The sequence below is a fragment of the Serratia sp. (in: enterobacteria) genome (genome assembly GCF_052400455.1).
Classification (GTDB): Bacteria; Pseudomonadota; Gammaproteobacteria; order Enterobacterales; family Enterobacteriaceae; genus Serratia; species Serratia ureilytica.
Window position 1 is genome coordinate 4691186 of sequence record NZ_CP185812.1, and the last position, 13610, is coordinate 4704795.

Annotated in this window: 17 protein-coding genes; 2 read left to right on the top strand and 15 right to left on the bottom strand. The window is 60.1% G+C overall.

Annotated features, from left to right (window positions below; genetic code table 11):
• Window positions 1–82: 82 nt before the first annotated feature.
• From rpsG to fkpA, 7 genes are all read right to left on the bottom strand, one after another.
• Complete coding sequence (rpsG, locus tag ACORQT_RS22560) at window positions 83–553, bottom strand: 30S ribosomal protein S7 (RefSeq protein WP_004956203.1); 471 nt, start codon at window positions 551–553, stop codon at window positions 83–85.
• A 96-nt stretch (window positions 554–649) separates the two neighbouring features.
• Window positions 650–1024, bottom strand: a complete 375-nt coding sequence (gene rpsL, locus ACORQT_RS22565; RefSeq protein WP_004930426.1) for a 30S ribosomal protein S12 — start codon at window positions 1022–1024, stop codon at window positions 650–652.
• A 143-nt stretch (window positions 1025–1167) separates the two neighbouring features.
• Window positions 1168–1455, bottom strand: a complete 288-nt coding sequence (tusB, locus tag ACORQT_RS22570; protein WP_033645246.1) for a sulfurtransferase complex subunit TusB — start codon at window positions 1453–1455, stop codon at window positions 1168–1170.
• Window positions 1456–1464: 9 nt separating this feature from the next.
• On the bottom strand, window positions 1465–1824 hold the full coding sequence (gene tusC, locus ACORQT_RS22575) for a sulfurtransferase complex subunit TusC (protein ID WP_033645384.1): 360 nt from the start codon (window positions 1822–1824) through the stop codon (window positions 1465–1467).
• Between the two features lie 7 nt (window positions 1825–1831).
• Window positions 1832–2221, bottom strand: a complete 390-nt coding sequence (gene tusD / locus ACORQT_RS22580) for a sulfurtransferase complex subunit TusD (protein ID WP_033645247.1) — start codon at window positions 2219–2221, stop codon at window positions 1832–1834.
• A complete protein-coding gene (locus ACORQT_RS22585) occupies window positions 2221–2943 on the bottom strand; it encodes a helix-turn-helix transcriptional regulator (RefSeq protein ID WP_033645248.1) in 723 nt (240 codons plus the stop codon). Before ACORQT_RS22585 ends, tusD begins: the two co-directional genes overlap by 1 nt.
• A 373-nt stretch (window positions 2944–3316) precedes the next feature.
• On the bottom strand, window positions 3317–4141 hold the full coding sequence (fkpA, locus tag ACORQT_RS22590; protein ID WP_033645249.1) for an FKBP-type peptidyl-prolyl cis-trans isomerase: 825 nt from the start codon (window positions 4139–4141) through the stop codon (window positions 3317–3319).
• Window positions 4142–4497: 356 nt separating this feature from the next.
• On the opposite strand from fkpA, the gene ACORQT_RS22595 reads away from it, so the two are divergent.
• Entirely contained in the window at window positions 4498–4725 is a 228-nt protein-coding gene (locus tag ACORQT_RS22595; RefSeq protein WP_033645250.1) for a SlyX family protein, read from the top strand.
• Window positions 4726–4788: 63 nt separating this feature from the next.
• Here ACORQT_RS22595 and slyD read toward each other — a convergent pair whose 3' ends face one another.
• From slyD to kefG, 4 genes are all read right to left on the bottom strand, one after another.
• Entirely contained in the window at window positions 4789–5376 is a 588-nt protein-coding gene (slyD, locus tag ACORQT_RS22600) for a peptidylprolyl isomerase (protein ID WP_004930407.1), read from the bottom strand.
• Window positions 5377–5488: 112 nt separating this feature from the next.
• On the bottom strand, window positions 5489–5692 hold the full coding sequence (locus tag ACORQT_RS22605) for a YheV family putative zinc ribbon protein (RefSeq protein ID WP_015379274.1): 204 nt from the start codon (window positions 5690–5692) through the stop codon (window positions 5489–5491).
• A 14-nt stretch (window positions 5693–5706) separates the two neighbouring features.
• Window positions 5707–7515, bottom strand: a complete 1809-nt coding sequence (gene kefB / locus ACORQT_RS22610) for a glutathione-regulated potassium-efflux system protein KefB (RefSeq protein ID WP_033651722.1) — start codon at window positions 7513–7515, stop codon at window positions 5707–5709.
• 2 nt (window positions 7516–7517) lie between these two features.
• Window positions 7518–8069, bottom strand: a complete 552-nt coding sequence (kefG, locus tag ACORQT_RS22615; RefSeq protein WP_028127618.1) for a glutathione-regulated potassium-efflux system ancillary protein KefG — start codon at window positions 8067–8069, stop codon at window positions 7518–7520.
• A 129-nt stretch (window positions 8070–8198) separates the two neighbouring features.
• On the opposite strand from kefG, the gene ACORQT_RS22620 reads away from it, so the two are divergent.
• Window positions 8199–10112: an ABC transporter ATP-binding protein gene (locus ACORQT_RS22620; RefSeq protein ID WP_060660182.1), complete on the top strand. Its 1914-nt coding sequence runs from the start codon at window positions 8199–8201 to the stop codon at window positions 10110–10112.
• A 6-nt stretch (window positions 10113–10118) separates the two neighbouring features.
• Here the strand turns inward: ACORQT_RS22620 and tauD are convergent, their stop codons facing one another.
• Genes tauD through tauA form a run of 4 tightly spaced genes read right to left on the bottom strand, consistent with a single transcriptional unit; the run spans window position 10119 to window position 13569 of the window.
• On the bottom strand, window positions 10119–10967 hold the full coding sequence (gene tauD / locus ACORQT_RS22625) for a taurine dioxygenase (RefSeq protein WP_444859281.1): 849 nt from the start codon (window positions 10965–10967) through the stop codon (window positions 10119–10121).
• Window positions 10964–11800 carry a taurine ABC transporter permease TauC gene (gene tauC / locus ACORQT_RS22630; protein ID WP_033645254.1) on the bottom strand — a complete coding sequence of 279 codons (837 nt, stop codon included), beginning with the start codon at window positions 11798–11800 and terminating at the stop codon, window positions 10964–10966. Before tauC ends, tauD begins: the two co-directional genes overlap by 4 nt.
• Window positions 11797–12564 (bottom strand): taurine ABC transporter ATP-binding subunit, encoded by a 768-nt coding sequence (gene tauB / locus ACORQT_RS22635; RefSeq protein ID WP_033645255.1) that lies wholly within the window; start codon window positions 12562–12564, stop codon window positions 11797–11799. Before tauB ends, tauC begins: the two co-directional genes overlap by 4 nt.
• A 9-nt stretch (window positions 12565–12573) precedes the next feature.
• Entirely contained in the window at window positions 12574–13569 is a 996-nt protein-coding gene (gene tauA / locus ACORQT_RS22640) for a taurine ABC transporter substrate-binding protein (protein WP_164057637.1), read from the bottom strand.
• Between the last annotated feature and the right edge of the window lie 41 nt (window positions 13570–13610).

Consider the following 13610-nt stretch of genomic DNA (forward strand, 5'->3'; position numbering starts at 1 on the left):
ATTCCTAGGGCGTTCAAGTTCAGTTAACCCAAGCGGGCCGATTTGACGCGCCCGCTTGGTTAGCATGACTACAGCCAGATGATTACCAGCGGTAGTGGGCGAACGCCTTGTTGGCTTCGGCCATACGGTGAACGTCTTCACGCTTCTTAACAGCAGAACCTTTGTTCTCTGCTGCGTCAGACAGCTCGTTCGCCAGGCGCAGAGCCATGGATTTATCACCGCGTTTACGTGCAGCATCAACGATCCAACGCATTGCCAGAGCATTACGACGAACCGGGCGGACTTCAACTGGTACCTGATAAGTAGAACCGCCAACGCGACGCGACTTAACTTCTACAGTCGGGCGAACGTTGTCGAGAGCGACTTCGAAAGCTTCCAGGTGATCTTTACCAGAACGCTGAGCCAGGGTCTCCAGCGCGGTATAGACGATTGCTTCTGCAGTAGATTTTTTACCGTCTACCATCAGGATATTTACAAATTTGGCCAGCAGCTCAGATCCGAACTTAGGATCTGGCAGGATTTTACGTTGGCCGATTACGCGACGACGTGGCATGGAAATACTCCGTTGTTAATTCAGGATTGTCCAAAACTCTACGAGTTTATTTTGACATTAAAGTTAAAACGTTTGGCCTTACTTAACGGAGAACCATTAAGCCTTTGGCTTCTTCACGCCGTACTTGGAACGAGCTTGCTTACGGTCTTTAACACCGGAGCAGTCAAGTGCACCACGGACGGTGTGGTAACGCACACCTGGCAGGTCTTTTACACGACCGCCACGGATCAGGATTACGGAGTGTTCCTGCAGGTTGTGGCCTTCGCCACCGATGTAGGAAGTCACTTCGAAACCGTTGGTCAAACGCACACGGCAAACTTTACGCAGTGCGGAGTTTGGTTTTTTCGGGGTAGTGGTATATACGCGGGTGCATACGCCACGTTTCTGCGGGCAGGCTTCCAGCGCTGGAACGTTGCTTTTAGCAGCCTTCACAGAGCGTGGTTTGCGAACCAGCTGGTTAATTGTTGCCATTAAAAAAGCTCCTGGTTTTTGCTTCGTACTAGCTTCGTAAACATGTGATAAATCCCCTCGTATGCACTACTGGCAAAGTACGAGGACGCAGAATTTTAGGGCTGACCAGTATGGGTGTCAAGAAATATACAACATCACTCTCATTACCAGGCCATTTGGCTGCGGTGTTGTTCGGTTAATTCAACGAAGTGATTATAGCCGACGACAGTGATTTTGTGCGAAAAATGACCAATCAACCCCCTGGCTTCCAGGTCGTCCTGCAGCGCATAAAGGGATATGGGGGCGGCGAGCAGCGATTCAAGATGGGCGCTGCCAACAAGGCCTGCGAGCACGCCATCCTGCAGCAGCAGCAGCGCGTCGCCCTCCGCGGTCAGGCGCAACAGCGCGGGCAGGTCACATTGGTTTGGCGAATGGCTCAGGGTATACAACATCAGAAGTTCCTAAAACGTCATTACGGCGTCGTAGCCGGCCAATTCACGGCGCAGTTCGTCCGGCGCCAGCACCTCGGCATCCAGCACCCAATCGGTCACCTGACTCAGCCCGCGTTCCTGCAGCGAAGCCTGGCACAGATAACACCGCTCCACGTCATACAGCGGCAGTACGCCGAAAGTGGCGATATAATTGCGCGCCAAAATCTTTTCCGGTTGCTGGCCCGGCAACAGCTGCAACACGCCATCACCGATAAAAAACACCCCCAAATCTTCACTGAGCGCCGACGTGGCGAGCAGCGCATCCAGCCCTTCCCTGCCGCCGGCGCCGCCATGCGGCCCGTGGGTGAAAACAAAAGCGACTCGTTTCATCATTTCCTCAGAACTGCACCAGACGGTCGCAACTCAGCGACGCTTCGGCCAGGGAACCCAGCCCGCTCAGGGTAAAACCGGGCTGCAGGTTGGCGCCGGCCAGCCCCTGCTGCTGCGCTTCCTGTTCGTCGGTGACGCCCCGACGCAGCGCGGCGGCCACGCAGACGTTGAGCGCTACGCCGTGTTGCTGCGCGAGCTGCGTCCAGCCGCGCACCAGATCGAATTCGTCGCTGGCGGGCGCGGTTAACCGGTTGGCGTTCAACACCCCTTCACGGTAGAAAAAGACGCTGGAAAGACGGTGCCCTTTCGCCAGTAAAGCCTGAGCGAATTGATAGGCGCTGCTGGCCTGCTGCGTGCCATAAGCCGGGCCGGTAACCAACAGACAATAGTCGAGCATCAACGGTCACTTCCTACCAGGTCGCCGCTTTTAAACTGGCGAATGTACAGATAGACGGTGTGTTTGGAGATATTCAGACGATCCGCCACCTGATTGATCGCATCCTTGATGTCGAAGATGCCTTTCTCATAGAGATTGAGCACCACCTGTCGATTCTTGGCGTTATTGGACACCGAGCGGTCGGCGTTCACCTCTTCGATGGTGAACTCCAGCGTCTGCGCCACCAGATCGTCGACGGAAGAGGCGAAGTTCACCGACGACGGCACGTCCTGCGCTGTCGGCGGCATAAAGGTTTGCATGATCTGCGAGAACGGCACGTCGAGGTTCATGTTGATGCACAACAAACCAATCACCCGCTGCTCGCGATTGCGAATGGCGATAGTCACCGATTTCATCAATACGCCGCTCTTGGCGCGGGTAAAGTAGGCTTTCGACACGCTGCTGTCGTCGCCGGCCATGTCGTGCAGCATGCGCAGCGCCAGGTCGGTAATCGGCGAGCCGATTTTGCGCCCGGTGTGTTCCCCGTTGGCGATGCGCACCGCCGAGCTGTTCAGGTCTTCCAGCGCGTGCAATACGATTTCGCAGTGGCCGCCGATCAACATCGCCAGCCCGTCGACCACCGCTTCATAGGATTTCAGGATTTCATGATCCGTTTGAGTAAACGGACGTTCATTCAGCAAATCAAGTTCGCTGGCTTCGCTGGATAAAAGCGAATTCGACATCGAAGATACCACCCTCATAGATCGCCTGTGCCAGGGGGCGCAGCTAAAACCGCTCGGGCCGGATCGCTGCCGTCGTCGGCGCGCTGCAGCGCGGCTGGCTGAGAGCGGCATAAAACGGCGCGATGACATCCGCGGGCGAGGCGGCCGGGAACAATTTTAGGTACACGCCCTAAGGGGCAGACGCATGACTGATAAGTCAGAATTATTAGTCTAGCAAAGCGGCCGGAGCAAAGTCCTTGCGTTTGCGCGTGGTATTGACGTTAAGCCCGATGCCCGGCAGGCGTCAAGCGTTCAATGGAGAGAGCGGTAGCGGCTGCCGAAATGAAAACCGCCGCGGAGGGCATCCGCGGCGGTGGCAAACAGAGCGACGAGATTATTTCGCTTTGGCGTCGGCTTTGGCGTCGGCCGGTTTTTCGGCTTTAGCGTCGGCTTTCGGCGCCGCTTTCACATCCAACAGCTCGACGTCAAAGACCAGCGTGGAGTTAGCCGGGATGCCCGGAACGCCGGTTTTACCGTAGGCCAGCGCCGGTGGGATCACCAGCTTGATTTTGCCGCCTTTCTTGATGTGCTTCAGGCCTTCGGTCCAGCCAGGGATCACACCGTCCAGACGGAATGACAGCGGCTCACCGCGGGTGTAGGAGTTATCGAACTCGGTACCGTCGGTCAGGGTGCCTTTGTAGTTCACCACCACGGTGTCGCTGTCTTTCGGCGCTTCACCCGCACCCGGTTTCTCTACCTGATACAGCAGGCCGGATTCGGTTTTCTTCACGCCTTTTTCTTTAGCGAAGCTGTCGCGATACTTGGCGCCTTTGGTTTCGTTGTCCTTGGCGTCCTGCTCCATCTTCGCCTGAGCGGAAGCCTTCACGCGCGCTTCAAAGCCCTGCAGGGTCTTTTCGATATCGGCGTCGTTCAGCTTGCTCTTGTTAGCGAAAGCGTCCTGAACGCCGGCGATCAGCTGATCTTTGTCCAGCTTGATGCCCAGCTTCTCTTGTTCTTTCAGAGAGTTGTCCATGTAACGGCCAAGAGAGGCGCCCAGTGCGTAAGCCGCTTGCTCGTCGTCGTTTTTGAACTTGCCGGTGCTTGGCGCTGCTGCCGCGTCTGCCGCCGGTTTAGCGGCATCGGCTGCCATGACCTGGGTCGCATTCAGAGCAAAAGCCATGGTGGTTGCCAGAAGCGTGACTTTAAACAAAGATTTCATCCATTTCTCCAGTGTCTGAAGCAATGCCCCAAACAATCATTAGGTAAGATAACCGGGCTACTATAGCTGCCTGAAACAAAACAAAACAGTCGCACAGGTAACCAATCGAGTCAAAGTGTGACTCCCGCTTTGCCAAGAAGTTTCCCGCTGCGTGCTACTCACATGATAAATCAGATTTTTCTTGCAGAATATTCGGCGAGGTTAGCAAAAAACGGCGAGTCAGGCGTGCAGCTTTTCAGCACTTTACACTGCCGATCGCAACGTTGCGCGCCGCCCAAAGAAATAGCGCGGGCAAACCCGACGCCAGCTGTTACCATAGCGCCGAATCAGGATTTTATCGCGTCAGAGGTAGCCTCATGCACAACGCCGACATTCAAAGCCTGCTACAGCGGCTTGAAGAACTGGAAAGCCGTCAGGCTTTTCAAGAGCTCACTATCGAAGAGCTCAACCAGACCGTCACCCAGCATCAGATGGAAATGCTGAAGATGCGCGAGCACCTGCGCATGTTGACCGACAAACTGCGCTCGACCCAAACCTCGATGATCGCCTCGCAATCGGAAGAAACCCCTCCGCCGCACTATTGAGGGGCGCCGCGCATAAAAAAGGGCAGCCAATGGCTGCCCTCTCGTCTCGGGATTGCGTTCTGCTTAGTGGCAGCCGCAACCGCCGTTGCCGCAACCGCCTTTACCGTGGTCGTGACCATGGTCGTGATCGTGGCTATGGCCGTGACCGCCGCAGCAGCCTTCACCGTGCTCGTGGTGATGATCGTGCTCGCCGTGTACGTGACCGTGCGCCAGTTCTTCTGCGGTCGCTTCGCGGATCGCGACAACTTCCACGTTGAAGTTCAGGTTTTGGCCGGCCAGCATGTGGTTGCCGTCAACCACAACGTGGTCGCCGTCAACTTCAGTGATTTCAACCGGTACCGGGCCCTGATCGGTGTCAGCCAGGAAACGCATGCCGACCTGCAGTTCGTCAACGCCCATGAAGACGTCTTTCGGTACGCGCTGCACCAGGTTTTCGTCGTAGTTGCCGTACGCGTCGTTCGCGCCGACGTGAACGTCAAAACGATCGCCAACGTCGTGGCCTTCGAGCGCTTTTTCCAGACCTGCGATCAGAGAACCATGCCCGTGCAGATAGTCCAGCGGTGCGCTCACCGGAGACTCATCAACCAAAACACCGTCTTCTGTACGTACTTGGTAAGCCAGGCTGACCACCAAGTCTTTTGCTACTTTCATGATATCTCCTACCGTTGGCTACTAGGACGCGCACCGTTATCGGGATGCGCGCCTTTTCCGGACAGATTGTAACGGAAATCTGCCTCGCTGTACCCTTCGGGATAAAAAAACGCTACTTCGGCTGAAAAATGCCGATCACCTGCTCTTGCGGTCGAACGTGTTTTTCCACCTGTTGTTCGGTCTGGCGCTGGTGATGGCCGCACTTGACGCACTCCACCACTTCCACCTGATCCTCCCGCCATACCGCCAGCGTATCCATGGCGCTACAGCTCGGGCACACCGCTCCGGCGATAAATCTCTTACGTGTTGCAGACATCGTTATGCTCCCGCTTATTCGTATTCATCCCAGCCGTCAAACTGGCGACTTTCTTTTTGCATTTCGCGATGGAAGAGCTCTTCCAGCTCGCGCCGCGCCTCTTTCACGCGAGAAATTTGCGCCACGTCGCCCTGATGCGGCGGCATCAGCTCACGCAGCATGCGCATATCCAGACGACGGAAATGCTGCTGGGCGCGAAAGGCCTGATGCGGGTGCATGCCCAATTCCATCAGCGCCTTGCGCCCCAGTTCCAGCGCGCTGGAGAAGGTCTCGCGGCTGAACTGTTTTACGCCCGCCTGCAGCAGCTCATGCGCCTCCACGCGGCCGCGCGCGCGCGCCAGGATGCTCAGGTTCGGGAAGTGCTGCTGGCACAGCCGCACGATCGCCATGGTGTCTTCCGGCTCATTGCTGGTGATCACGATCGACTTGGCCTTCTCTGCGCCTGCCGCGCGCAGCAGCTCCAGCTCGGTGGCGTCGCCGTAATAGACCTTGTAACCGTAGCGACGCAGCACGCCGACGGCGCTGACGTCGCGTTCCAGTACGGTAATGCGCATTTTGTTGGCCATCAGCAGGCGGCCGATCACCTGGCCAAAACGCCCGAAGCCGACGATGATCACCTGCGGATCGTCATCTTCCACGTACGGCGTCTCCTCGTCTTCGTCTTTGGCGTTATAGCGGCGCGCCAAAATGCGATCGATGGCCTGCATCAACAGCGGCGTGGTCATCATCGACAGCGTCACCACCACCAGCAGCAAAGAGAGTTGATCCGGCTGCAGCACCTTTTGGGCGCCCGCCGCCGAAAACAGCACGAAGGCGAACTCACCGCCCTGGCTGAGCACGCCGGCGAACTGCAGGCGTACCGAACTGCGCAGGCCGAACAGGCGCGATACGCCGTAGAGCACGCCGGATTTCACCGCTACCAACGCCAACACGCCGATCAACACCTCGGCCAGATGGGTGTAGAGCACGCCGATATTCAACACCATGCCCACCGAGATAAAGAACAGCCCCAGCAGCAGCCCTTTAAACGGCTCGATGGAGATCTCCAGTTCGTGGCGGTATTCGCTCTCCGCCAGCAGCACGCCGGCGATGAAGGTGCCGAGCGCCATCGACAGGCCGAGCGTCTCCATAAACAGCGCCGAGCCGAGCACCAGCAGCAGCGCCGCGGCGGTAAAGATCTCGCGCACGCCGGAAGCGGCGATATAGCGGAACAGCGGCCGCAGCAGGAAGCGGCCGCCGATCAGCATGCCGCCGAACGCCGCCACCTTGAGCGCGATCTTCGCCCAGTCGTCGCTGGTGCCGCCGGCGCCGGCCAGAATGGGGATCAACGCCAGCGCCGGGATCACCGCCATATCCTGGAACAGCAGCACCGAGAAACCCAGCTGCCCGCCTTCGTTGCGGTTCATGCCCTTTTCGCGCATCAGCTGCAGCGCCATGGCGGTGGAAGACATCGCCAGGCCAACGCCGCCGATCACCGCCGCCTGCCAGGCGAAGTGCGTCAGGTACAGCAATGCGCCCAGCACCGCCGCGGTGATCAGCACCTGGCCGGCGCCGGCGCCGAAAATCGAGCGCCGCAGCTCCCACAGCTTGCTGGGGTTCAGCTCCAGGCCGATGATGAACATCAGGAACACCACGCCCAGCTCGGAGAAGTGCAGGATCTCGTCAACGTCGCGAATAAAACCCAATCCCCACGGGCCGATGGCGATGCCGGCGATCAGATAACCCAGCACCGCGCCGATCCCCAGGCGACGGGCGATCGGCACCGTCACCACCGCGGCAAACAGGAACAGTAAAATGGCGGTCAGTAAGGTCGATCCTTCCATGATCACCGCCCCCCGTGCGGCAGCGGGTGGCTCAGCCACTCCCCGTAGGCGTCTGCGTGGCTGCGCAGCACCTCCGGCTTTTGCCGCCGCGCCCAATAGACCACGAACGGCGTCAACCAGTGCATATGGCACATCCCGGCGGTTAACTCGAACGGCCGCAGGATATCTTCCATCGGATAATGGTTATAACCGCCGGTGCGGTAGGCGCCTTCCGGCTCGCCGGTGGTGATCACCGAACGCCAGTATTTGCCCGCCAGCGCATTGCCGCCCACGCCGCTGGCGAAGCCGCGCGCCAGCACGCGATCCAGCCATTCCTTCAGCAGCGCCGGGCAGCTGTAGGTATACAGCGGGTGCTGAAACACGATGACCTGATGCTCACGCAGCAGCTGTTGTTCGTGATGAATATCGATAAAAAAATCAGGGTAGTGCGCGTAGAGATCGTGCACGGTGACATGTTCCAATTGCTGCGCCGGTCGAAGCAAAACCCGGTTCGCCACCGAGTCATGGGATTCCGGATGGGCATACAGCAGCAAGACCTTGGGCGGCTGCGACATCATTCCCCTCCAAAGCGTCGTCAGGGTAGCGGTTTTCCGTTACCATGCATCGCAAAGACAAAAACAGCGCGCGGTGCGCGTTCTGTTACCTTAATGATAATTTAACATACTCTGAACATACGGCGCTTTATGATTGTATTCTCCTCGCTACAAATCCGACGCGGCATCCGCGTCCTGCTGGACAACGCCACGGCGACGGTTAATCCAGGTCAGAAGGTCGGCCTGGTCGGCAAAAACGGCTGCGGCAAATCCACGCTGTTGTCGCTGCTGAAGGGCGAGATCGCGGCGGACGGCGGCAGCTTCACCTTCCCCGGCAACTGGGCGCTGGCCTGGGTCAACCAGGAGACGCCGGCGCTGGACGTGCCGGCGATCGAGTATGTTATCGACGGCGACCGCGAGTTTCGCCAGCTCGAAGCCGAACTGCAGGCCGCCAACGACCGCAACGACGGCCACGCCATCGCCACCCTGCACGGCAAGCTGGACGCCATCGACGCCTGGACCATTCGTTCCCGCGCCGCCAGCCTGCTGCACGGTCTCGGCTTCTCCAACGAACAACTGCAAAGCCCGGTGCGCGACTTTTCCGGCGGCTGGCGCATGCGTCTTAACCTGGCGCAGGCGTTGGTGTGCCGTTCCGATCTGCTGCTGCTCGACGAACCGACCAACCACCTGGATCTCGATGCGGTGATCTGGCTGGAGCGCTGGCTGAAAAGCTATCCCGGCACGCTGGTGCTTATCTCGCACGACCGAGACTTCCTCGATCCGATCGTCGACAAGATCCTGCATATCGAACAGCAGACGATGAACGAGTACACCGGCAACTACTCGTCGTTCGAACGCCAACGCGCCACCAAACTGGCGCAGCAGCAGTCGCTGTATCAGCACCAGCAAGAAAAAGTGGCGCACCTGCAAAGCTATATCGACCGTTTCCGCGCGCAGGCGACCAAGGCCAAGCAGGCGCAGAGCCGCATCAAGATGCTGGAGCGCATGGAGCTGATCGCCCCGGCGCACGTCGACAACCCGTTCACCTTCAGCTTCCGGCCACCGGAAAGCCTGCCGAACCCGCTGCTGCGCATGGAAAAAGTCAGCGCCGGGTACGGCGACAAGGTGATCCTGAAGTCCATCAAACTGAACCTGGTGCCCGGCTCACGCATTGGCCTGCTCGGCCGCAACGGCGCCGGTAAATCGACGCTGATCAAACTGCTGGCCGGCACCCTGGAGCCGCTGAGCGGCGAGATCGGCCTGGCGAAAGGCATCAAGCTGGGTTACTTCGCTCAGCACCAGCTGGAATTCCTGCGCGCCGACGAATCGCCGCTGCAGCACCTGAGCCGCATCGCGCCACGGGTGCTGGAGCAACAGCTGCGCGATTATCTGGGCGGTTTCGGCTTCCAGGGCGACAAGGTCAGTGAAATCACCGAACGCTTCTCCGGCGGCGAGAAGGCGCGGCTGGTGCTGGCGCTGATCGTCTGGCAGCGCCCGAACCTGCTGCTGCTCGATGAACCGACCAACCACCTGGATCTCGACATGCGCCAGGCGCTGACCGAGGCGCTGATCGATTTCGAAGGCGCATTGGTGGTGGTCTCGCACGACCGTCACCTGCTGCGCTCCACCACCGACGATCTGTACCTGGTGCACGATGGCCAGGTCGAGCCTTTCGAAGGCGATCTCGACGATTATCAGCAGTGGCTGATCGATCTGCAGCGCCAGGAAAGCCAACAGGACGCGCCGGAAAAAGAGAGCGGCAGCAACAGCGCGCAGGCGCGCAAGGATCAAAAACGCCGCGAGGCGGAGTTCCGTACGCAAACCCAACCGCTGCGCAAGCAGATCGCCAAGCTGGAACAGCAGATGGAAAAACTGGGCGCCGAACTGGCGGCGGTGGAAGAGCAGTTGGCGGATTCCGCACTGTACGACATCAGCCGCAAGGCCGAACTGACCGACTGCCTGCAAAAGCAAAGCCAGGCCAAATCCGCGCTCGAAGAGACGGAAATGACCTGGCTGGATGCGCAGGAACAGCTGGAGCAGTTAACGCAGGCGTTCGACGCCTAACCGTTGTTACGCCTTGTAAAAGGGCTTGTCCCCCAGAATGGTCGCGCGGTGCATGATGCGCCGCTGCGGCAGATAATCCGCGTTGGCGTAGTGCTGCGTCACGCGGTTATCCCAGATCGCCACGTCATTCTCCTGCCAACGCCAGCGCACCTGAAACTCCGGTTTGGTGATGTGAGCAAACAGGAAATTCAGTAAAGCGTCGCTCTCCTTCGGCGCCAGATCGACGATCCGCGTGGTGAACCCTTCATTGACGAACAGCGCCTGCCGGCCGCTGACCGGATGGGTACGCACCACCGGATGCAACAGCGGCGGGTTTTTCTGCACCGCCAGTTGCCAGCGCTGATGCTCTTCTTCACTGCCGCGATGCTTGTGCTCCGGGAACGACTTGGTGAAGTCATGTTCCGCGCGCAGCCCCGCGAGCAGCGTTCTGAACGGCGCCGACAGCGCCTCATAAGCGGCGATGCCGCTGGCCCACAGCGTATCGCCGCCGGTGGCAGGCAGCGTCTTGGCCGCCAGGATCGCCCCCAGCGGCGGGTTCTCGATAAAGGTCACGTCGGTGTGCCAGTTGTCGTTGTCCGGCGGGTTGTCGTCGTGGGTATCGAGCACGATGATCTCTTCCACGTCGGTGGCGTGCGGATAGACCGGGTGGATGTGCAGATCGCCGAAGCGGCCGGCCAGATCGCGCTGCTGCAGCTGCGTGATCGGCTGGTTGCGGAAGAACAGCACCTGATGCTTGAGCAGCGCATGATAAAGCTGTTCAAACTGGCCATCGCCCAACGGCCGGGCCAACTCGACGTTTTCCACCAGAGCCCCGATGTAGGGCCCCAGCGGGGTGATATTCAGACGTTCGTTCATTGCTGTACTCCATGCCACGGGGTCAATCGGCGCTGCAGGGCGCGCAGCCCCAGCTCCAACCCAAATGCAATCACCGCAATCACGCCGATGCCGGCCAGCACCACGTCGGTCGCCAGAAACTCACCGGCGGATTGCACCATAAATCCCAGGCCGCGCGTGGCGGCGATCAGTTCGGCGGCCACCAGCGTCGACCAGCCGACGCCCAGCCCGATACGAATACCGGTCAGGATCTCCGGCAGCGCGCTCGGCAGCACCACGAAACGCAGCACCTGCCAACGCGTGGCGCCCAACGCGCGGGCGGCGCGTACCCGCACCTGCGCCACGCTGCGCACGCCGGCCACGGCGGAGAGCGTCACCGGCGCGAAAATCGCCAGATAAATCAGCAAGATCTTCGAGGTTTCGCCGATGCCGAACCAAATCACCATCAGCGGCAAATACGCCAACGGCGGCACCGGACGATAGATCTCAATCAGCGGATCGAGGATGCCGCGCACCGTGTCGTTCAGCCCCATGGCGATGCCCACCGGAATGCCGACGATCACCGCCGCCAGCAGCGCCACCAAAATGCGCCCCAGGCTGGCCGCCAGATGCTGCCACAGCGTGGCGTCCATAAAGCCTTGTGGGCTGGCGATGGTGATCAACTGATGCAATACCTGCTGCGGCGCCGGCAGGAACAGCGGGCTGATCAGCTGCAGCGCCGTCACGCCCCACCAGACGATCAACACCGTCAACAGCGTGGCGCCGCTCAGCCAAACGTTGCGCGGCACGCTGAAACGGCGCGTCGCTTTGCCCTGCGGCTGCGCCGCGGCCTTTAACGTGGAATGCAGGCTCATAACAGGGCCTCGCGCTGTTGGAAAACTTTGCCCAGCACGTATTCGCGCTGCGCGATAAATTCAGGATCGGACTTAATTGAGCGGCAGGCTTCGCCGTCGGCATAGCGTTGGCCGAAGTTCAGCGACAGCCGCTCCACCACCTGCCCCGGCCCCGGCGACAGCAGCAACAGTTCGCTGGCGAGGAACACCGCCTCTTCAATATCGTGAGTAATCAGCAGCACCTGCTTGCCGGTATCGCGCCAGATGGTCAGCAGCAGCTCCTGCATCTGCTCGCGAGTGAACGCGTCCAGCGCGCCGAACGGTTCATCCAGCAACAGCAGACGCGGATCGGCGGCCAGGGCGCGGGCGATGCCGACACGTTGGCGCATGCCGCCGGAAAGCTGCCAGATGAAATGCCGCTCGTAACCGGCCAGACCGACGCGCTGCAACATCTGCTCCGCCACCTGGCGGCGCTGCGCCTTGCCGACGCCGGCCAGCTGCAGGCCGAACTCGACGTTGTCCACCACGTTACGCCACGGCAGTAAACCCTCATGCTGGAACACCACGCCCCGTTCGGCGCTTGGGCCATGAACGGACGTTCCATCCAGCGTGATGCTGCCAGCTGAAGGCTCGATAAACCCGGCGATTAAATTCAGCAGCGTGGTTTTGCCGCAGCCCGACGGGCCGAGCACCACCACCAGTTGCCCGGCGGCGATCTGGAACGACACGTCACGCAGCGCGGGCCGCCCCTGATACTCTGCTGAAAGATGGCTGACGTTTAGCATCCTGCTTCCTTACGACTGCGGCGCAGCCTGCACCTGTTTCACAAAACGGTCGGTGACGTAAGCGCTGTAGTCGCTGTCGACCTGCGGGATCTTGCCCTGCTGCTTGAGGAACTCGGCGGTATCGCGGATTGCCTTGTCCACCGGCTGGCCGAGTTGGGCGACCTGATCCGCCACCGGCAGATAACGGTTCCCCTTCACCAGCTCCGGCACCTGCGCTTCCGGCACGCCGCTCAAGCGCGCCAAGGTGCTGAGATGGCTCGGATCTTTCAGCCACTGTTCCGGCGCCGCCAGGTAGGCCTTCTGCGCCTGCAGGGCGCTGGCGGCAAAGGCGGTCACCACGTCGGGATGTTTCTCGGCGAAGTCTTTGCGCACCACCCACACGTCCAGGGTTGGCGAACCCCATTCGCCCACCTGCGCGGAGTCGGTCAACACCTTGCCTTGTTTGGCCAGTTCGTTGACCACTGGCGCCCAGACGTAGGCGCCGTCGATGTCGCCGCGCTGCCAGGCGGCGGCGATGGCCGGCGGCTGCAGATTGAGGATCTTCACCTGTTCAGGCTTGATGCCCCAATGTTTGAGCGAGGCCAGCAGGCTGTAATGAGTCGTAGAAATAAACGGCACCGCGATGCGTTTGCCGATCAGATCCTGCGGGCTTTTGATGTCATTCTTCACCACCAGCGCTTCGGAACTGCCGAGCTGCGAGGCGATGAGGAACACTTCGATGGGGAGTTTTTGGCTGGCGGCCACCGCCAGCGGGCTGGAGCCGATATTGCCGATCTGCACGTCGCCGGAGGCCAGCGCGCGCAACACGCTGGAGCCGCTGTCGAACTTACGCCAGTCGACGGTCGCACCGGACTGTTTGGCGAAGCTGTTTTCCGCCTGCGCCACCTTGGCCGGCTCCGCCGACGTCTGGTACGCCACGGTGACGTCCACCGCATAGGCGCTGGCCGCGCTGAGCGACAGCGCCAGCAGCGCCGCGTTGCTTAAAGAAAAGAGTTTGCCCGCCATGTTCCGCTCCGTTGATAAAAATCTGTTCAGTTGCTGACAGT

What these genes read in the sequence shown, in the direction of transcription:
- rpsG (WP_004956203.1), bottom strand. Translation starts at nt 553, where the DNA reads ATGCCACGTCGTCGCGTAATCGGCCAACGTAAAATCCTGCCAGATCCT.
- rpsL (WP_004930426.1), bottom strand. Translation starts at nt 1,024, where the DNA reads ATGGCAACAATTAACCAGCTGGTTCGCAAACCACGCTCTGTGAAGGCT.
- tusB (WP_033645246.1), bottom strand. Translation starts at nt 1,455, where the DNA reads ATGTTGTATACCCTGAGCCATTCGCCAAACCAATGTGACCTGCCCGCG.
- tusC (WP_033645384.1), bottom strand. Translation starts at nt 1,824, where the DNA reads ATGAAACGAGTCGCTTTTGTTTTCACCCACGGGCCGCATGGCGGCGCC.
- tusD (WP_033645247.1), bottom strand. Translation starts at nt 2,221, where the DNA reads ATGCTCGACTATTGTCTGTTGGTTACCGGCCCGGCTTATGGCACGCAG.
- ACORQT_RS22585 (WP_033645248.1), bottom strand. Translation starts at nt 2,943, where the DNA reads ATGTCGAATTCGCTTTTATCCAGCGAAGCCAGCGAACTTGATTTGCTG.
- fkpA (WP_033645249.1), bottom strand. Translation starts at nt 4,141, where the DNA reads ATGAAATCTTTGTTTAAAGTCACGCTTCTGGCAACCACCATGGCTTTT.
- ACORQT_RS22595 (WP_033645250.1), top strand. Translation starts at nt 4,498, where the DNA reads ATGCACAACGCCGACATTCAAAGCCTGCTACAGCGGCTTGAAGAACTG.
- slyD (WP_004930407.1), bottom strand. Translation starts at nt 5,376, where the DNA reads ATGAAAGTAGCAAAAGACTTGGTGGTCAGCCTGGCTTACCAAGTACGT.
- ACORQT_RS22605 (WP_015379274.1), bottom strand. Translation starts at nt 5,692, where the DNA reads ATGTCTGCAACACGTAAGAGATTTATCGCCGGAGCGGTGTGCCCGAGC.
- kefB (WP_033651722.1), bottom strand. Translation starts at nt 7,515, where the DNA reads ATGGAAGGATCGACCTTACTGACCGCCATTTTACTGTTCCTGTTTGCC.
- kefG (WP_028127618.1), bottom strand. Translation starts at nt 8,069, where the DNA reads ATGTCGCAGCCGCCCAAGGTCTTGCTGCTGTATGCCCATCCGGAATCC.
- ACORQT_RS22620 (WP_060660182.1), top strand. Translation starts at nt 8,199, where the DNA reads ATGATTGTATTCTCCTCGCTACAAATCCGACGCGGCATCCGCGTCCTG.
- tauD (WP_444859281.1), bottom strand. Translation starts at nt 10,967, where the DNA reads ATGAACGAACGTCTGAATATCACCCCGCTGGGGCCCTACATCGGGGCT.
- tauC (WP_033645254.1), bottom strand. Translation starts at nt 11,800, where the DNA reads ATGAGCCTGCATTCCACGTTAAAGGCCGCGGCGCAGCCGCAGGGCAAA.
- tauB (WP_033645255.1), bottom strand. Translation starts at nt 12,564, where the DNA reads ATGCTAAACGTCAGCCATCTTTCAGCAGAGTATCAGGGGCGGCCCGCG.
- tauA (WP_164057637.1), bottom strand. Translation starts at nt 13,569, where the DNA reads ATGGCGGGCAAACTCTTTTCTTTAAGCAACGCGGCGCTGCTGGCGCTG.